The 16,701-nt window shown below is 61.9% G+C and carries 20 protein-coding genes and 2 pseudogenes; 10 read left to right on the forward strand and 12 right to left on the reverse strand.

The annotated features are described in order from the left end of the window. Positions 1 to 106: 106 nt before the first annotated feature. Positions 107 to 406: pseudogene (locus AC07M8_RS18015) on the reverse strand (integrase core domain-containing protein); the annotation flags it as partial. An 87-nt stretch (positions 407 to 493) separates the two neighbouring features. On the opposite strand from AC07M8_RS18015, the gene AC07M8_RS18020 reads away from it, so the two are divergent. Then, positions 494 to 796, forward strand: a complete 303-nt coding sequence (locus AC07M8_RS18020; RefSeq protein WP_495175612.1) for a hypothetical protein — start codon at positions 494 to 496, stop codon at positions 794 to 796. 333 nt (positions 797 to 1,129) lie between these two features. Here AC07M8_RS18020 and AC07M8_RS18025 read toward each other — a convergent pair whose 3' ends face one another. Continuing rightward, complete coding sequence (locus tag AC07M8_RS18025; protein ID WP_495175613.1) at positions 1,130 to 1,327, reverse strand: hypothetical protein; 198 nt, start codon at positions 1,325 to 1,327, stop codon at positions 1,130 to 1,132. A gap of 570 nt (positions 1,328 to 1,897) precedes the next feature. Beyond that, a complete protein-coding gene (locus tag AC07M8_RS18030; RefSeq protein ID WP_495175614.1) occupies positions 1,898 to 2,185 on the reverse strand; it encodes an HU family DNA-binding protein in 288 nt (95 codons plus the stop codon). A 241-nt stretch (positions 2,186 to 2,426) separates the two neighbouring features. On the opposite strand from AC07M8_RS18030, the gene AC07M8_RS18035 reads away from it, so the two are divergent. Continuing rightward, positions 2,427 to 2,702: a hypothetical protein gene (locus tag AC07M8_RS18035; protein WP_495175615.1), complete on the forward strand. Its 276-nt coding sequence runs from the start codon at positions 2,427 to 2,429 to the stop codon at positions 2,700 to 2,702. Next, positions 2,699 to 3,205 (forward strand): TIGR02594 family protein, encoded by a 507-nt coding sequence (locus AC07M8_RS18040; protein ID WP_495175616.1) that lies wholly within the window; start codon positions 2,699 to 2,701, stop codon positions 3,203 to 3,205. Before AC07M8_RS18035 ends, AC07M8_RS18040 begins: the two co-directional genes overlap by 4 nt. A 308-nt stretch (positions 3,206 to 3,513) precedes the next feature. Here the strand turns inward: AC07M8_RS18040 and AC07M8_RS18045 are convergent. The 4 genes and pseudogenes from AC07M8_RS18045 to AC07M8_RS18060 all read right to left on the reverse strand — a co-directional run bounded on the left by AC07M8_RS18045 (position 3,514) and on the right by AC07M8_RS18060 (position 5,795). Beyond that, a pseudogene (locus tag AC07M8_RS18045) lies at positions 3,514 to 4,327 on the reverse strand (APH(3')-I family aminoglycoside O-phosphotransferase). 153 nt (positions 4,328 to 4,480) lie between these two features. Further along, the gene (locus AC07M8_RS18050) at positions 4,481 to 4,693 is read right to left on the reverse strand and encodes a hypothetical protein (protein ID WP_495175617.1); all 213 of its coding nucleotides are present in this window, start codon (positions 4,691 to 4,693) and stop codon (positions 4,481 to 4,483) included. A gap of 9 nt (positions 4,694 to 4,702) precedes the next feature. Further along, positions 4,703 to 5,119 carry a hypothetical protein gene (locus tag AC07M8_RS18055; protein WP_495175618.1) on the reverse strand — a complete coding sequence of 139 codons (417 nt, stop codon included), beginning with the start codon at positions 5,117 to 5,119 and terminating at the stop codon, positions 4,703 to 4,705. 238 nt (positions 5,120 to 5,357) lie between these two features. Beyond that, positions 5,358 to 5,795, reverse strand: a complete 438-nt coding sequence (locus AC07M8_RS18060) for a DUF6118 family protein (RefSeq protein WP_495175665.1) — start codon at positions 5,793 to 5,795, stop codon at positions 5,358 to 5,360. 60 nt (positions 5,796 to 5,855) lie between these two features. Here AC07M8_RS18060 and AC07M8_RS18065 point away from each other — a divergent pair, with 60 nt between their 5' ends. Continuing rightward, positions 5,856 to 5,945: a hypothetical protein gene (locus AC07M8_RS18065; protein WP_495175666.1), complete on the forward strand. Its 90-nt coding sequence runs from the start codon at positions 5,856 to 5,858 to the stop codon at positions 5,943 to 5,945. 569 nt (positions 5,946 to 6,514) lie between these two features. On the opposite strand, the gene AC07M8_RS18070 is transcribed toward AC07M8_RS18065, so the two are convergent. The 5 genes from AC07M8_RS18070 to AC07M8_RS18090 form a co-directional block, all read right to left on the reverse strand. After that, positions 6,515 to 7,468, reverse strand: coding sequence for a replication initiator protein A (locus AC07M8_RS18070; RefSeq protein WP_495175619.1), 954 nt, complete (start codon positions 7,466 to 7,468; stop codon positions 6,515 to 6,517). Beyond that, positions 7,465 to 7,800, reverse strand: coding sequence for a hypothetical protein (locus tag AC07M8_RS18075; protein WP_495175620.1), 336 nt, complete (start codon positions 7,798 to 7,800; stop codon positions 7,465 to 7,467). Before AC07M8_RS18075 ends, AC07M8_RS18070 begins: the two co-directional genes overlap by 4 nt. Further along, complete coding sequence (locus tag AC07M8_RS18080) at positions 7,800 to 8,453, reverse strand: nucleotide-binding protein (protein WP_495175621.1); 654 nt, start codon at positions 8,451 to 8,453, stop codon at positions 7,800 to 7,802. Before AC07M8_RS18080 ends, AC07M8_RS18075 begins: the two co-directional genes overlap by 1 nt. A gap of 409 nt (positions 8,454 to 8,862) precedes the next feature. Next, on the reverse strand, positions 8,863 to 9,732 hold the full coding sequence (gene aac(3) / locus AC07M8_RS18085) for an aminoglycoside 3-N-acetyltransferase (protein ID WP_495175667.1): 870 nt from the start codon (positions 9,730 to 9,732) through the stop codon (positions 8,863 to 8,865). A 61-nt stretch (positions 9,733 to 9,793) separates the two neighbouring features. Then, the gene (locus AC07M8_RS18090) at positions 9,794 to 10,624 is read right to left on the reverse strand and encodes an alpha/beta hydrolase family protein (protein WP_495175622.1); all 831 of its coding nucleotides are present in this window, start codon (positions 10,622 to 10,624) and stop codon (positions 9,794 to 9,796) included. Between the two features lie 386 nt (positions 10,625 to 11,010). Between AC07M8_RS18090 and AC07M8_RS18095 the strand changes: the two genes are divergently transcribed. From AC07M8_RS18095 to AC07M8_RS18120, 6 genes are all read left to right on the forward strand, one after another. Further along, on the forward strand, positions 11,011 to 11,349 hold the full coding sequence (locus tag AC07M8_RS18095; RefSeq protein WP_495175623.1) for a response regulator: 339 nt from the start codon (positions 11,011 to 11,013) through the stop codon (positions 11,347 to 11,349). Positions 11,350 to 11,470: 121 nt separating this feature from the next. Continuing rightward, positions 11,471 to 13,084: a sensor histidine kinase gene (locus AC07M8_RS18100; RefSeq protein WP_495175624.1), complete on the forward strand. Its 1,614-nt coding sequence runs from the start codon at positions 11,471 to 11,473 to the stop codon at positions 13,082 to 13,084. Positions 13,085 to 13,126: 42 nt separating this feature from the next. Next, the gene (locus tag AC07M8_RS18105) at positions 13,127 to 13,495 is read left to right on the forward strand and encodes a response regulator (RefSeq protein WP_495175625.1); all 369 of its coding nucleotides are present in this window, start codon (positions 13,127 to 13,129) and stop codon (positions 13,493 to 13,495) included. Positions 13,496 to 13,740: 245 nt separating this feature from the next. Beyond that, positions 13,741 to 14,289 (forward strand): peptidoglycan L,D-endopeptidase MepK, encoded by a 549-nt coding sequence (gene mepK, locus AC07M8_RS18110; RefSeq protein ID WP_495175626.1) that lies wholly within the window; start codon positions 13,741 to 13,743, stop codon positions 14,287 to 14,289. A 359-nt stretch (positions 14,290 to 14,648) separates the two neighbouring features. After that, positions 14,649 to 16,184 (forward strand): sensor histidine kinase, encoded by a 1,536-nt coding sequence (locus AC07M8_RS18115; protein ID WP_495175627.1) that lies wholly within the window; start codon positions 14,649 to 14,651, stop codon positions 16,182 to 16,184. 9 nt (positions 16,185 to 16,193) lie between these two features. Further along, positions 16,194 to 16,571, forward strand: a complete 378-nt coding sequence (locus AC07M8_RS18120) for a response regulator (RefSeq protein ID WP_458635525.1) — start codon at positions 16,194 to 16,196, stop codon at positions 16,569 to 16,571. Positions 16,572 to 16,701: the final 130 nt, after the last annotated feature.

Below are 16,701 nucleotides of genomic sequence, written 5' to 3' on the forward strand. Positions count from 1 at the left end.
TTATCTGCAGCTCCTGTGGATGTCGGGTATCGCTGAGACGAACGCGCGTTGATTGGATAGCTCAAATATGAGCTTTGAGGTACGCCCTCACCTTTGGAACGGTGGTTTAGTCGATGAGCTGCCCCATCAAGGTCTGGTTGCCGGGGGAGCTATGCGGACGATGCTCGTTGTAATCGCGCCGCCACGCCTCACATTTTACTTGTGCATCGTCCAAGCTCAAGAACCAGTATGCGTTGAGGCATTCGGCCCGCACCCGGCCATTGAACGCCTCCGCGAACGCATTATCGGTCGGCTTTCCGGGCCTACTGAAGTCCAGCACCACATCATGCTGATAGGCCCATAGGTCGAGATCCTTGGAGATGATTTCCGGGCCATTATCCAGGCGAATGCGCTTGGGACGACCGTGTACCGCGGCAATGCGGACGAGCAGTCAGAGCCGCGGTAGCTCGTCCGTACGTCGGGCGCTGGAGAAAGCCGCGTGCGGAAGATGTTCATGACCACGTCCATGCCGATCCCCGAACGATCGCATGGATCCAGCATGTCGCGAACCGCAAGCGGGAGCACGGAGTCACTCACCGTCATGGTAAAACCGGCATTCATTATCGTTGGCTATGTCCATGGCGAGGTATTCCTCAACACTCCAAGAGATGACGGCGAGCCTATCGTTCGATCAGTCGCGCATGCCGACCTGAAACCAGAAGATAGAAACCGGCCGATCGATGATGGTCATTTCGAACGTAGGTCGTCCGCCGGCTTGGTCGCGTGCAGCATCGCCAATCCTGCTTCGGTCATCTGAAAGCTGCTTCCTGCTCGGGAGGCGACATGCCCCGCTTGAATCAGCGTTGCCAACTCCCGCTGGATCTTCGATCCCGTGATCGGCTTGCCATAGGTGCGAGAGATGTCACCTATCACGAAGGTACCCGCACCGTCGGGGCCGGATAGTGCTCGAAGGCAATCGCGCAAACGCTTTCCCCCCGATCCTGGTGGACGCCCCCCTGCGTGCTTGCGCTTGGGGGCAGGTTCGGGTGCACCGATGGACGCTGCGAGATCGGCTAGCGCGCGGTTAAAATTCAACAGCAGGTTACGCATACGACAATCGCAGTGGCCTGAGCTGAGCGGACGAGGTTCATCAAAGCTTCGGCGCAGCTAGGGCAATCGCCTTCACCTTCCTCAGTACGTCGAGCAGCAGGTTCAGGTCCTGACTGGTAAGACCGCTGGTGTCGTCGATCACATCATCGTGCCCGTGAAGGATGGCGAAGGTATGCAGCCGTCCCATGGCGTCGCCGAGTTTTACGATAGTGTGCTCATCGTCTTGCCCCCCGAACATAGCCCTCTTCCCTCCCCTCACTAAGCAGCTTGTTTAGCTGGGCCTTGATGCTCCCACCCCCGAGATGTGACTGGACCATCTCGAACCCCTCCCGGTTCAGTTGCCGGCTGATCTCACTGATCGTTTGGCATGTACCGGACCTGGCAAGCTGGAAGGCTCGCTCTGCCGTGGTCACTCCATCGTTTCTGCTCATGATCTGCCTCTTGCCGTTCTCCCGGTTCGTCAGCCGATTCGAATCGGGCGGGGTTAGAGAAGGTGGTCCGTTCGGCGGTGCAAGAGCAAGGCCTAGGTTGCGTGTTCGCAGGCTGCCACCAAGTTTGCTTTTGCGAGCCATGATGGAAGCCTTCGATCTGTCGAGCGCAGTCGCGATAGCAGGCACCTTGTAGCCTTCATCGATCATAGCGCAAAGGCGCGCATCGTCATGATCGGTCCAACGACGGCTGGAGTTCAATCCTGGATGGTATGCATCAGCCCCGCTGGACGCGTCAGGCGGGATTATTATCTCAGTTGCGCTGCGTAAACTTGCCAGCCGGCCATTCCAGCAAGGTATCGGTAGACCGGTGATCCTGCCTATCCCCGCGGCCCGTTCAGTTTCTCATGCATTCTGATGCTCTGCCTGAAACGAGGTACACGCTTCTGAGCAGCCTGCATCCGCTCCCCCGTTGCCGGGTTTATCGAGTGCCTGGCGTCGAGAACCTTGGTTTGAAATGAGCCGAAGCCACGAAGCTCTACCCGGCCGCCTTGCGCAAGCTGCGTTGAGATTGATTCGAAGAAGGCATCGACGAACTGCTGCAACACTGCATCAGGAAGATCGGGGTGCCTCGCTGCTAAGCTGCTGATGAGTTCCGATTTTACCACGAACGGTCGGTAGGCTATGCGATCTGCAACGCAACCCGCTGGAGCGTTCGACGCGCATTCGATTGTAACATGTAGGATGCTGCAAGTTAGCGTTTTTGTTTAGCGGTACATCAGACATCCCATTCGCTTGGAGACATCCTGGACAGGCAAAGCGAGCAACTGACCGGCACCTCGGCGACCATCCCGGTGGCGACATTGGACGCAGCTTGCGATCAACACGCTTGCCGGTAAGCACCCGCCAATGGGTGAGATCGAACGGCTGGTGCCGTCCAGCGTTGTTGAACAATGGGTGTACCATCTGCGCCGCCAGCGAGCGCGGGCGCGAGATACACTGTGGCTGCTGGATCAGGGGTTCACCGTCCACGATGGCAGAAACGGCGTACCCACCGCTGACGCTAGCGCGCGCTGCCGGACTGAGCAGGAAGTCATCATCTCCGAGGTCAATGCACTGCTCGAGCTATATGACAGCATCAACCTCCACCGACCAGCAGCGGGGGTGGAAGGGGCGTCATTGTGACGAAAGAACCAGCATGGTTGTCTGCCGCCCGGACGAAGCTTGGCACCCACGAGGCACCCGGCGCGGCCAACAGCTCGACGATCTTGGGCTGGGCCAAACGCCTCGGCACCAAGGTGCTTGGCATGATCTACAATGCTGACAGCGTGCCTTGGTGCGGTGTCTTCGTTGCCACCTGCCTGGCGGAGGACGGCATCGAAGCGCCCCCGATCGCCGTGCGGGCGACATCCTGGGCAACATGGGGCCAGCTGCTTCGTCCCGAACGCCTCGCTCCCGGCGCAGTGCTCGTGTTCGAGCGTATGGGTGGCGGGCATGTGGGCTTCTACGTCGGCGAGGACCTGGCCGCTTATCACGTGCTTGGCGGCAATCAGGCAGATGCCGTCACCATCGCCCGTATCGCCAAAAGTAGATGCATCGCACGCCGGTGGCCAGCCGATCGTGCGGTGATCGGTCGGCCGGTACAGATGGCTGTAAAGGGTAAGCCGATCTCCAGCGCAGAGGCCTAACGACCGGCTCAACGGCTCCTGGCTAGACTAGTCGTTCTCGATCAAAGCGGCAGCCCCTCCCGAAAGGCCGCCAGGCCGCGGGTTTGCCGGGCAAGGAAGCGGGTCGGCGCTCGGCGGACTGTCTGGCCCCCGCTTACGCGATATTCGCAGCGCGCCCGTCTTGGACAAAGCCAAACGGATGCGCTCTCGCGAAGAACGACGAGCAGCTGAATCATGGAACGGCATGCGGCGCCTCCTGACTAGGTGTCTTATGTAAGCGAAGCACTGGCCACATTCCACCCAAGCCAAAAGCCAACATCGGGAATTTCTCAGAAAAGCTCATCGAGCATCAGGTGGAAGTGCAGCTTGCGCCGATCGGGATCGGCAATGCCATATTGCTTGAACAGCCTGGTTTGTAACGACGGACCGAACTCGCCAAGGCTGTTCCATAAAATTGCCAGATCCTGATAGCGATCGGCGATACCGACCCGTCCGGTGTCGATGAAGCCGACGACCTTTCCCTCATGGATCAGGAGATTGTCGAGCGAGAAGTCTCCGTGCGTCACCACCGGATCTGGCGTGAGCGGCAAAAGCTCTTGTATGGCGTTCCAGACCTGTTCGGCGGTCCAGCCCTGCCGCTCCTCATCGAACTCATCGACCTCGACGAGGCCGGCATCGATCCGCATCGCTGCGCGGTAGAGCCTGAGCGCATGATCGCTGTTGAAGGGACATTCGCCGATCGGAATGGCGTGTAAGCGGCGCAGGAAGGCCGCCAGCGCATCGACAACGGCAAAGCGGTTATCAGGGGTGGAGAGAGCGCCTGATGCGCTGTGCGACCCTGTAGCGCCGTGGTCAGCAGCCATGCCTGATCGGAGTGCGGACGAACTGTATCATGGCGGGCACCGACACATAGCCGACGAGCCAACGCAGCCTTACCATTTCGTCGGTTATATCCTCGGCAACGGCACCCTCACCGTGCTTGAGAAACAGATCGAGGGCGCCGGGCTTGCCGTGGAGGCGATAGACTGTTCCGCCAGACTGGCAGACAGCATCGCGTGCCCACCGATAGCCTGCCACTTCGGCGGCCATGGTTGCAGGAACCGATGCGGCATCACAGACCCGTTCCCGCTTGCCATCAGCCATGAAATTGCCTGTGCGCCATGTGGCATGATCCCCGCTGCCCAAAAGAGTGCCGGCAAAGCCGACCCGATAAGTTGGGGAGAAGTTGCCCGAAGGCCCAGCTTCGCTCTACCGATCGGTCCGATCGAGCAAACGTATTGCGGGCTGCAGAAGGGTTTAGGCGGAAGTTCGTGCTATCAAAGATGAATAGGCAGCACGTCCCTGCCGCGCCTCGGCGCCCGCGCGGGTTCGTTCGGCCTGACCTGCCAGTTCATCCCACCTTGCTGCGCAATGCAGCGCTCTGTTTCTCACATTGGGCAGGATCGAACCCGCCGCAATCGCCCGCTCGGCGTCAGCCCGTTCCCGGTACAATTTCGCTTCGTCTGCCATCAGATCCTCCTATACCGCGTCATCGGCGGCTTTGCCCAGCAAAGGGTACAGCACGCGCTTTTCAAGCGCGATCCGGGTGTCCATCATCGCCAGGATGGTTGCCGCGTCGCGTCGGAAACCCTGCCAATCCTGCGCAATAGCCGAGGAGTTCCATTTGCCGACGTGCGCGGACGATCGCGCCCGATCGTCGGAACCGTCAAACCGTAACTGGCGCACTCGGGCAGCCTCGGTGCCGGCCAGCGTATTGAGCAGCGCAGGGTAGACCGCCTCTGTCAAAAACCTGGTGCGGGCGGTGCTTGCCTTACCCAGTCCCAACCGCGTTCGTGTCACGGCGTCGCGATCGATCTCATTGCTCACGATCAGTTCGCGCATCGTCGCCATCAGTGCCAGCAGTTCGCTATGCCGCTGCTCTAGGGTCTTAAGCACCTCTCCCCCCTATCGTTCACCAAACTCAAGTGTTCTGCCAAGCTGCCGCTCGCATCGGGCGCAGTCTGTGCGGTATTTCGACGTCCCGCCTGGCCCCCGCCAGCGCCGCGGCACAGGCTGTCCTGGCCGCATAGAGGGTCCGCTGGAATCAGCCGCTTGCTGGAACTCGTCACATTGCGATGCAGTTTCCTTTCCAACCCCACGAAAGATCGCACCAGTCAACCGTTTGATCAAACGCTTAATTGCCGACCTTGGTCGTGCAGCGCACCGTCCTGGATTTCACCTCGGCAGCAGCCGCACGGCATCCGTCGATCGTCTCGCGATTGCCCTTCGCCAGATTAGCGGCGCTGACGATCGCGTCCCAACTAGCCGGTGAGGCACGTCGCATGAGATGTTTGCCGGCCTCCCAGGGCGTACGCTCATCAACGATGCGCGCCGCCATACGCTCGGGCCACACCCAGCCTGACGGCGCGAGCCGCGCGATCGGCCCAGCCATCATCGCGTAGAGGAACACGCCCAGCATTAGACCGCCCAGACCAGTCCACAGCACCAAGCGGTTCTGCTTATCGCCACGCCGCTCCGATCCCAGGCGGTCGCCCAGGCGACGGTGGTATTCGACACGATGAACCGAGCGCTCGACACGCAAGGGTCGAGGATCTCGCTTGGGCAATAGCATGTCGGCCGCCCACTGCTCACGCCTGACGAGGTTCGCACCCTCTCGCCCGATCGCCAACTCCTGTTCCTTGCGGGGCAGCGGCCGGTAATCGCCGCCAAACTGCGCTACTACGCCGATCGCGAGTTCGCCGGTCGGTATGATCAAGTCTGATCCCACACACCGGCAAGGCCGAACGGTGAGCTTTGGGGTATCAGCTCACCCTCCCCTGCCTTCTCAGCAGGCGTGCCGGCTGCGGGCACACACCGCCGGATCGGTTGGGCTTCTTCCGGAAGCCTGCGGCCGTAAGGCCGCTCCTGTGACGGCGATAGCTGGCACCTAATGAAGGCATATTGCCCTAAGGGGCAATTCCGTTTTGTCCTTTTTATGTCAGAGGCCATACGATGGGGTTAAGAGATTCTGTTAAATAGGAATTGTTAAGAAGGTTAAGGGCTGCGAAACGCGGAATATTCGGCGTGTTTTCAACATCCTGCTGGGAGGCTCGGTGGGTGAAACCCCGTGGTTCGGTGTGTGAAACCCCGATAGTGTGGTGGGTGAAACCCCGAAGCAATGGTGGGTGAAACCCCGAGTCAGACGCGTCTGAAAACTGGGTGTTCGGATCGGTTATCCACAGATGGAGGGACTGTTCGACATCCGCAGCAGCGCGCCGGGGGCCGCTGATCGACTTTGGCGGGTGGGCGAAACCCCGATAGTTGCGCCGGCGGTGGGTGAAACCCCGATAATCACCGTCGGCCGGTGAGCCGATCCATCCGGGCATCCACCTCCTCAGTGCGCCGGCGATCGGCGTCGAAGCGTGCGCGCCGCTCTTCTTCTGCCCGCATCTTCTCTGCCAAGACCAGTGTCTCCGCCTCGCCGCGACGCCTGAACTGGACGGCCGGACTCCTGTCGGTCGTCTCCGCCAGCTCCATCGCATAGTCGGGGAGCTGATCGGCCTCGATCACGCGCCGGAGCATCCGGTTGAACTCCTTGGGCTGGGCGTCGCTGCCCGTCTTGTCGCGCAGCACCTCGACCCGGCACAGCCACCCACCCTGCTGCGAACCGACGTGCTTGCGCGCGATGCGATAAAGCGCCCGCTCCAGCCCCCCGGACAGGAGGAAATAGTCGGGGTGCATGGTAAGCAGCGACTTCTCGTTAACGATGCCCTCATAGACCCAATCGGAGAGGGTCAGCGTCATCCCGCGGGGCTGTTCGGTGTCGGCGTCGGTATCGAACGTCCAGCTATCCAGCCAGTTGAAGCCCGCCTTCTGCCGTCGCTTCGTCGCCCGGATCGAGGTCGTGATAGAGGTGGTCTGGAGCCGGAGCAGCGCGGCTTGCAGCTCCTGGTAGTCCCGCCCCCCGGTGCTACGCTTGATCGCCCGCAACAGGTCGTAAGGCGTCGTCGTCAGCGTGCGCGGCAGGTCGTTCAGGCCCTGCTGCTTCATGCGGTTGAGCGTAGATGCCGCCCAGATCAGGATATCGGCGTCCCAGATCGTCGCCATGCCATAGTCGGGGATCGCCTGCACGCGCACCCACGCCTCGCCGTCCGGGCTCGTATACTCGATCGGCTTCAACCGCTTGCGCTTCTGGAGCGAGAAGAACGGTCGCTCCATGACCTCGCGCTGGTCGCGGAGCGGAAGGTCGCCCAGCGCCGGGATGAACAGGTCAAACTCGGGATTGGGATCGCGCCGCTTGCTCATGGCGCGAACCTGGTGTGCCCCCGCTTGACCAGATACTGGCGGAGCAGGCGTTCGGTGATGACGGTGAGGGGTTCCCCGCCCTCCTCGACACTGAGCTGGCGCAACGCGCGGTGCATGTCCTCTGGGATATGAATCAGCACCGGCTTCTTGCCGGGATGGCTGCTTCGCTTGGCTGGTGCCGATGTGTCAGCATCGCGTCGCGATCGGCGCGGTGATGCCGCCTGCTGCGACACGGGGACAGGCACCGCGGCGGGCGCCGGTGCCGGTGCCGGTGCTGGCTCTTCGGGCTGGTCATCGAAGATGCCGGCCAGCGCGGAAGGCTTCCTCGCCATCATGCCACCTCGCTTACTTGCTTAGTCGTATATCCGCTTAGTCGCTTAGCCTCTTCATAGGCGCTTCTCAACTCGGCCGCCGCCTTGCTGTCCGGCTCCGTCTCGGCCGCTGTCCGTCCAAGCGGCGTCGCCTTGTAATAGTCCTTGCGGAAATGGAGGCGGCTGTCGAACATTGTCACGCCCTTTGCTGCGAAACCGGCGTGAGCCTCCCGCCCCTCCCCGCCCTGGTGGGGCACCTGGGTCAGGATGACCGCAAACGGCGTGCCCGCCTGCTGGACCTGCTTCACGGTCTGCAACACCGAATGAACATCCAGCCCGCGCGGCGCGACGGGGATGATGACGAAATCCGCCTGCTCGGCCGCAAGCATGGCGATGTCCTTGGAATTCGCCGGCGTGTCGATGATGATGAGGTCGATCTTGCCGCTGCTTCGCCCGCGCGAGACGTGGAGCGGCAGGCCGGCGACGCTGCTGTCCTTCACTGTCACGTCGTCATCGTCGCGACGTTCCGACCAGTAGAGGGCCGACCCCTGCCGGTCGTCGGCATCGAGGATCACGACGGACGCCCCCTCGTGCGCCGCTTCGACGGCGAAGCCGGTAGAGAGGGTCGTCTTGGATTGACCGCCCTTCTGCGCGATCACGGCCCATACCTGCATGACTGCTACTCCCACTAAGCGGTTAAGCGACTCATACAGCTTAACCGCTTAGTCGTAAAGATAATTAGTCGCTGAGCCTTATAGGCCGGCTTGCCGCCTTCGCCACCGTCCTGCGGACATGGCGCATCGGTCCATGATCCTCGACCCGACAAAACAACGCGCCAACCGTCTATAGCCATTTGCACGCGGTCCGCACTGGGTAGCCGCACGCCTCGCACTCGCATTGAGCAGGCACGTTGCCTGCTTCTTCGGCGCATCGTCTCGCCGCCGGTATCGAGCCGGGCGTAGGGCAGGGGACCGACTGCGGCAAGGACGCACCAGCCCGCCTTATGCGATTAACCTACTAAGCGACTAAGCCGAATGCCGTTCCCATTTGGGGGATGGTTGGTCGGGAATCTAAAAGGCTACTCTAAACCCGTCCAAATCGGGTTGCGGGAAGGGCGCTACGAGCTTCTAGCCACTCGATCGCGAACGCGAGCATTGGTTGAGCATCCACCAGCAAGGAAGGGGCAAGGCCGATCGTGCCTTCGCGACCGCTCCCCCCTGCGACATAGGCGGTGACGATCTGCTCAATATAGTTTTCAGGCAGGCCCTCGACCACGGGCTCGGTGGTATCGAACTCCTCCATGAAGCGCCAGGTCGTGTCCGCCCCGGTGGCGAAAGGCACCTCGTACCGAACCACTCGCTTGGCGGGCAGGTTCGAAAGATGATCGGCGTGGTGAATCAGCGTCATGGTGTCCCGAGGTGCGCCGACCATCAGGATGCGACCGTTTGCCTCGATCAGTTTGGCGAGCGGCGAGCCTTCGCCATAGCCGTAATCCTGGGGGTGATCGGCGGTGATCCAATCCGCGAGCCTGCCGATCGCCGCGACGGAAGCACCGGGATTGCCGCTGCGCCTGGCACCGGGCATCGTACGAACGAACTCGGCGATGACGCCGTTCATCCGCACCGCCCTCGACGCTTGCGGATCGAACCCCGGCACATGATCCCGCCATTCAGCAAGTACACGTCCGTCATCGTCCAGCAAGTCGTCATGCAAGCTATCCCAGCTCGTATAGACCAGCAGCGTACCTTCGGGACCGATCACGTCGAGCAAGGCCGCGGAAAGGGCATCGGGGCCGTTGAGCATCGGCCCAACCTTGCTCATCGCGGCATGGACCATGACGGTATCGCCCGCGATCAAACCCATCCGGGTTAGATCGTCGCGGAGCGAGGATCGGGTGTTGTAGCTGGGTGCCTTACTCGTCATGCGGTCGATTATGAGCGACGCAGGCAGCACGGCCAAGCCTCACGACCGGCTTCGCCGCAAGGATGGTGAAATGGGAATTAACAAGGCTGCTTCAGTCTGCTGGCCTTCCCATAAAACGTTCGACGGCCTCACGTCCCTGAGATGACGATAGAGCCTTGCCGTGACCGCCCGGCACTTCGACGAACGTCACCTTGGCGCCGGCCTTTTTCAGATCAGCAGCGAAACGCCCTGCTGTTTTTGCGCTGACCGTTTTGTCTGCATCGCCTGCGAAAACGAGAATTGGCGTATGGGAGGCGACGGCATAGCCCCCATAGTCGAACCGCTTGAGATCGTCGGACACCTTCACCCGGATGAATGGCTTGAGCATGGTCGGGATCATGTTGCGAGCGACCGCCGGCATATCTGCCGCCGTCGCTTCCAGTATCAGCCCTGCAAAACCACCGGTGCTGGCGACGTTCGACGCGGTCGCGCCGCCCAGCGAGAAGCCGTAGGAGTATAGCGGCCCGGACACTATCCAGCCCTCCTGCCGCAGTCCCGTCATCAACGCGGGACCAAAGTCAATCAGTGCATCTGTCGTCTTCGGCACAGTCGTACCGCCTCGACCGGGATAATCGAACGTCACGATGTCGGCACCGGTCACGCTCGCAAGTTCGTTCAGCCGGTTTCCGGAGTTTGAGATAAATGATCCGTTACCTCCGCTGTAGATCACCGTAGCCCGGTTACCCGGCTTCGTAAGTCGCGCGACATGCACGTTGCCAAGGTTTGCTAGGCTGATGATCCGGTCCTGCCGAGAGTAGCCCGCCAGCACCTGCACCGCAGACGTTACGGGTTCCTGCATGGTGGGCAGTAGGGACGATTGTTCTATGGTGGCGGTGCAACCGCCCAATGCGAACATCAGGCCAATGGCGGAGGTAAAGCGCAAAGGGTACGTCTCCGAAGTATCGTTGCGCTAACGTTTCATAAGTACGCACACCGTGCCAGCAATTTTGGACGGGAGGGCGTTCCCGATTGGGAACCTTACCCGGGATCGCAGAAGGTGAGGGGAGGGCACTTCACCTCCCGGGCGGCGCCAGTTCCCGAAACCTGTTCCCAATTGCGTTTTCTCGAAATGGACACCTAGCGACGGAGTTATGGGACTGGGGTCGTGTCGCCAAAATGCTGACTTTCTAGGCGCGCAAATAGTCGCTGCTTATGCGAGCGCTGCGTAGCCGGGTGCTAGCGCCGGCTCAGTCGCGCAAGATCGTTCGGGCCCGAAGTGCATCCGGGCACGTTAATCCAGATTGCCGCGGAGTTGGTTCCATCTGTCACGTGCTCATCATTGAAGACGACCCATTTGTGGCAATGCATCTTTCGATGCTGGCCGAGGATGCAGGGGCTACGTCGATCGGGACGGCCGACACCGAGGCGGAGGCCGTCACCGCAGCTCAGGACCAGCGCCCTGATGTGATCTTGTCGGACGTGCGGCTGATCGAAGGAACCGGGCCCAAGGCCGTTGCGCGCATCTATACGGACTGCGGCCCCATACCGGTCATCTTTGTTACCGGTACGCCTGAAGAATGCGAACCGTGCCACTACGCTGCCGCCATCCTTGGCAAGCCGGTGAACGATCGGGAGCTGGTTGCGGCTTTCGCCAAGGTCGCTCCTTAGGCACCTGCAAGACGCGGTCTAACCGCACCCAATGGGTTTCGGCGTGCCACTCACAACCTGTTCCCGTTTCCTCCCGCGCCGCTCTCGCGCGTCACGACAGTGCCTGCTATTCAAAGCCCGCATGTCCGAAGATTTGAAGCCGAGCTACGAGGAACTAAAAGCCGAATTGGCACATGCCAATGAGCGTTTGCGCCATACGGGGCTTTATGCGCAAAGCGCACAGAACACGGGCAAAGTGCGCGCCGACCAGCTTGAGGAGCGTCTCCAGCAAGCATACCGACGCAATGCCGAGCAACGGAGCGATCAGCTCGCCGAAATGAGCGAGGTCCATCGGTCGGCCGCTAACGTCGCCCAAAGCGAAGCGCTGCACCGTGCGATCCTCGACAGTTCGACCGAATACGCGATCATCTCGCTCGATCGAGACGGCATGATCACGAGCTGGAACGAGGGCGCGGTCCAGACCATGGGCTGGACGGAGGAAGAAATGCTGGGCAAGCCGGCTCACGTCTTCTTCACCCCTGAGCAGATCGACGCTGGCATTCCCGAACAGGAGATGCGGGAAGCGATCGAGACCGGCCGCGGCGAGGACGAGCGCTATCACCTGCGCAAGGATGGCTCGCGTTTCTGGGCCAATGGCTTGATGATGCCGTTGGAAGCCGACGGTGTGCACATCGGCTTTGTCAAGATCCTGCGCGACCGCAGCGTCCAGCATCACGCACAGGAAGAGCTGAAGAAGGTGGCGGCCGAGCTGGCCTTCGATCGAGCCACGCTACGCGCCGTGTTCGAAAATGCGCCGGTAGGCCTGTCTCTAGCGGCCGCCCCCACGGGCGCATCCATTCTCATCAACGAGCAGATGCGGCGTCTGGCCGGTCGCGACTTCTCCGCTGGCGGCATGGACCGTTACCTTGGGGCAGGCGCCATCCATGAGGACGGCAGCCCCTATGCACTCGACGACTATCCCCAGGTGCAAGCGATCCGACATGGCATCGAGACGCATGCAGCGCCGTTCCTGATCGAGCGACCTGACGGCACCCGGCTCAAGACCGAGGTCAGTTCCGTTCCGCTGCGTGACGAAAGCGGCAAGATGACAGGTGCCGTCAGCGTCGTCGTTGATGTGCATGAGCGCGAGCAGGCGATTGAGCATCAGAAGCTTCTGACCGGCGAGCTCGCTCATCGCATGAAGAACACCATGGCGATGGTACAGGCGATCGTACACCAGTCGCTGCGCTCGGCCGCTACGCTCGACGAGGCGCGCGAAAGCGTGACGGAGCGTTTCGAGGCGCTGGCCCGTGCGCAGGACCTGCTCACTGCCAGCAACTGGCAGGCGTCCAACCTCAGCGGGGTGGTGCAGACTGCCCTGGCCTCGGTCAACGATGGCGAGCGTATCGGTATCAACGGCGAGCCGGTCGAGGTGGGGGCCAGAGCCGCGCTGTCGTTCACGCTGGTGCTGCACGAACTCGCGACCAATGCCGTCAAATATGGCGCGTTGTCGGTTCCTGACGGGCAGGTGACCGTCCATTGGCGGCGGCAGGAATGTGCCGGTGCCGAGCGCTTGGTCTTCAGCTGGGAAGAGCAGGGCGGCCCTCGCGTCGCGGCGCCCACCCGCAAGGGTTTCGGCACCCGACTGATCGACAGCATGGGCCGGTCGTTCGGTGGTCGCAGCGAGCTGCGTTATCCGCCCGAAGGTGTGTGCTGGCTGGTCGAGGCCGACCCAGCTCGGCTCCTGATTGCCTGAGTTGCTGGAACAGCTGCCGCGCTCAAAGCTTTAGCACCGTCCATGCTCGATCGTACCAAAACCGTCGTGCTCGTCGTTGAGGACGAGCCCCTCATCCTTATGGATGCCATGCAGGCCTTCGAGGATGCAGGGTTCGAGGTGGTTGACGCCTACGACGCCGAGCATGCGCTTATCCGGCTAACCGAACGTCCCGACATCAATGCCATGTTTACCGACGTCAACATGCCAGGCCGGTTCGACGGGGTAGAGCTTGCCCGGATGGTCCATGAGCGCCGGCCCGATGTTGTCATCATTGTCACCTCCGGTGCTGTAGCGGTGCAGCGGGATGACCTGCCCGAGCGCGGGCAATTCATACCCAAGCCCTATCGTGGCGAACGGGTAGTAGGCCTGATAGACGAGCTACTTGGCTAGCCGAGAGCATCGGCTTGCCGAACGGCGTGATCGGTCCAGCCTATCTTCGCTGCGGAACCGGCGCGGACGAGCAGCAGGGATGGGGCAGAGGACGTGGTTCGGTGTCGCTGGATGCGCCGAGGCTCTACTGAGCCGACTAGGACAAGCGGTTTCAACGCCGGGACGAACACCCTCTTGCCGGGGCGAGCAGCCGGCGAACTCATGTTAGGTGAGCAGGCCTTCCCTACCCGGAGAGCCGAAAAAGCATGACCAATCACTCATTTGGCCGCCGGGACCTTCTCGGCGGTGGTGCTGCCGCACTGGTGATGGCCGCGTTGTCGCAACGTGTATCCGCCCGCACACCGGAGCGACGCCTGGCCTTTGCCAATCCGCACAATGGCGAGCGTTATGAGGCCTGCTACTTCGCCAACGGGCGCTACCAGGCCGATGGCTTGGCCGAGTTGAACCACGCGCTGCGCGACTGGCGCACCGGCGAAGTCAGGCACATGGACCCCAAGCTCCTGGACCTGCTGGTCCGGGTTCGCGACAGGCTCGACGTATCACCGCACCAGCAACTCAAACTCGTGTCCGGCTACCGCTGCCCCAGGACGAACCGTGCGCTTCACGCACGCTCGCACGCCGTGGCGAGCAAGAGCCAGCACATGTTGGGCAAGGCAACCGACATCGCTATTCCCGGCGTGGGTCTGCACCGTTTGCGAGACGCAGCACTGTCTCTGCGGGGTGGCGGGGTCGGCTACTACCCGCACGACGGTTTCGTCCATGTCGATACGGGGGCCGTGCGCCACTGGAGCTGATCAAGCGAACATAACAGTAGCCTCATCGCGAAAGTGCTAAGTTTCGGACGTCGCGTATATCCTGAGTTTGGAGCGTCTCATATGTCCCGCGTTTTGCGACAACGGCATGTCCGTTGTCGGGTGGCGAGCCGACCGACTACTTTCGTTCAAACGGATGTCTGAAACGACGGTCTCCGCCGCGCACCCGCTTAATCGCCTCAAATTTGGCCGGCGTCCTGCGCTGCAATTCGCTCGTATCCGCCCACCTCATACCCGGCTAAGGCTATGCAGGTCCGGGGGGACGGCCAGGCTATTGAAAGGGGCGGGGATTGCCACAGAGTCAGGCCGCGCGTCGTGCAGGCGCGCTAAGAGAATTGGCGGTGCTCGACACTCCTGAAGAGCAGGCGTTCGACGACATCGTGTTCATTGCGTCGCGGACGTGTGACACGCCGATCGCGCTTATCAGTCTCCTCGATCATGACCGGCAATGGTTCAAGGCGCGCGTAGGCCTGGACGTGGGAGAAACAGAAATCGCCCAGTCGGTGTGCCAGATCGACATCGATGAAGCCGATATGCTCGTCATACCCGATCTGACCTGCGATCCCCGCACTGCGGAAAATCCGCTGGTGACCGGCGAGCGGGCGTTCCGCTTCTACGCCGGCGCGCCGCTGGTTCTGCGCTCCGGTGTTGTCGTCGGACGTCTATGCGTGATCGATACGGTACCGCGCCCGGAAGGCCTGACGCCCGAACAGTTGACGCTCCTGCGCGCGCTCGGACGGCAGGTGTCCGACCAGCTTGACCTTCGACGCGCCGGACAGATCAGCGCCCGCCTGCTGGAACTGCAATCGGCATTGATCGAAATCGGCGAGTGCATCCGCGCCAGCGAGGAGGCAGTCGAAATGACCTCCGCAGCGGCTGCCGTCGTCGGTCGCGTCCTTCAGGTGGAGCGAGCGAGCTTCGGCCTAGTCGATCCTGACGTGGAAATCGTCGATGTCGAAGCGGACTGGACCGCGCCGGGCGTCGCCAGCATCGCCGGGCGTCACCGCTTCGCGGATTACGGCGCTTTGCGCGCCGATCTGGTAGCCGGCGAACCACTGGTCATCGAGGACGTGGCTACCGATCACCGCACGTCGGCCAATACAGCTGCGATGCACGCACTGGATATCGGCGCGCTGGTGAACATGCCGGTTCGGGAACGCGGGCGCACGGTCGCCATCTTCATCGTCAATGCCGCACGACCACGGACATGGACGCCCGACGAGCTGCTGTTCCTCCGCAGCGTTGCGGACCGTCTCGAAGCCGGTGTTGCCCGCCTGCGTGCCGAGCAGCAGCAAAGCATCCTCAACGGCGAAATCAACCATCGGCTCAAGAACATGCTCGCGATGGTGCAGGCGATCGCCAGCCAGACCCTGCGCGCTGTGTCCGAGCGCGAGCCGGTAGAGTCTTTCGAGCGTCGCCTTGTCGCGCTGAGCGCCGCGCATGACGTGCTGTTGCAGAAAAGCTGGAAGGACGCGGACCTGCGGACCGTGGCCGAAGCAGTGGTGGAGACGGTCGGCTTCGGCGACCGCGTGAACCTCGATGGTCCTTCGGTGCCGTTGGGCGCGCGCGCCGCGCTCTCCTTTTCGCTCGTCATTCACGAGCTGATGACGAATGCGTGCAAATATGGCTCGCTCTGTATGGAGGGCGGACACGTCGAACTCACATGGATCATCGAGGGCAGCGGCCCGACCGCATCGCTGATCGTTCGCTGGCGCGAGCGTGGCGGTCCGCCGGTCGTCGCGCCGAGCCGGAAAGGCTTCGGCTCCAAGCTGATACGGCTCGGCCTGACCGGAACGGGCGGAACCGAACTTCGTTATGAACCGGATGGATTCGAGGCCGACCTGCGGGCCTCCGTCGAGCATTTGGCACAGGCGTAGCAGGAACCGATGACCATCTCCCATCAAGGCTCCGTACCGATCGTCCTCGTCGTCGAGGACGAGCCCCTGTTGCGGCTGTTCGCAGCGCAGGTGGTCGAGGATGCCGGCTACGAACCGCTGGAAGCGGCGAATGCTGCCGAGGCTATCGCGATCCTGGAGAGCAGACCGGACATCCGGATCGTCTTTACCGATATCGACATGCCCGGTGGGCTGGACGGCATCAAACTGGCCGCGTGCATCCGCGACCGTTGGCCGCCGATCAAGATCATCATGACATCGGGGAAGCCCTTGCCGCCGCGGACGGTCATGCCAGCGGAGACGGTGTTCTTCCCTAAGCCGTACCGGCAGGACCGCGTGATCGCCTCGCTCCATAAGTTGGCCGCATAAGGCTTCTTCAGATTAGGAGTTCCAGTTGACGGTCGGGGATCAGGGCGACTGGAGCATTCCCACAGCACGGTTGAATGACGATCATTGAGAGCTGGCAAGTCATGGTCGGATCGAGAGGAATGCACTACGC

This window comes from Sphingomonas sp. GW821-FHT09E03 (assembly GCF_059416225.1).

What these genes read in the sequence shown, in the direction of transcription:
- AC07M8_RS18020 (WP_495175612.1), top strand. Translation starts at nt 494, where the DNA reads ATGACCACGTCCATGCCGATCCCCGAACGATCGCATGGATCCAGCATG.
- AC07M8_RS18025 (WP_495175613.1), bottom strand. Translation starts at nt 1,327, where the DNA reads ATGTTCGGGGGGCAAGACGATGAGCACACTATCGTAAAACTCGGCGAC.
- AC07M8_RS18035 (WP_495175615.1), top strand. Translation starts at nt 2,427, where the DNA reads ATGGGTGAGATCGAACGGCTGGTGCCGTCCAGCGTTGTTGAACAATGG.
- AC07M8_RS18050 (WP_495175617.1), bottom strand. Translation starts at nt 4,693, where the DNA reads ATGGCAGACGAAGCGAAATTGTACCGGGAACGGGCTGACGCCGAGCGG.
- AC07M8_RS18060 (WP_495175665.1), bottom strand. Translation starts at nt 5,795, where the DNA reads ATGCTATTGCCCAAGCGAGATCCTCGACCCTTGCGTGTCGAGCGCTCG.
- AC07M8_RS18070 (WP_495175619.1), bottom strand. Translation starts at nt 7,468, where the DNA reads ATGAGCAAGCGGCGCGATCCCAATCCCGAGTTTGACCTGTTCATCCCG.
- AC07M8_RS18075 (WP_495175620.1), bottom strand. Translation starts at nt 7,800, where the DNA reads ATGGCGAGGAAGCCTTCCGCGCTGGCCGGCATCTTCGATGACCAGCCC.
- AC07M8_RS18080 (WP_495175621.1), bottom strand. Translation starts at nt 8,453, where the DNA reads ATGCAGGTATGGGCCGTGATCGCGCAGAAGGGCGGTCAATCCAAGACG.
- AC07M8_RS18100 (WP_495175624.1), top strand. Translation starts at nt 11,471, where the DNA reads ATGTCCGAAGATTTGAAGCCGAGCTACGAGGAACTAAAAGCCGAATTG.
- AC07M8_RS18105 (WP_495175625.1), top strand. Translation starts at nt 13,127, where the DNA reads ATGCTCGATCGTACCAAAACCGTCGTGCTCGTCGTTGAGGACGAGCCC.
- mepK (WP_495175626.1), top strand. Translation starts at nt 13,741, where the DNA reads ATGACCAATCACTCATTTGGCCGCCGGGACCTTCTCGGCGGTGGTGCT.
- AC07M8_RS18120 (WP_458635525.1), top strand. Translation starts at nt 16,194, where the DNA reads ATGACCATCTCCCATCAAGGCTCCGTACCGATCGTCCTCGTCGTCGAG.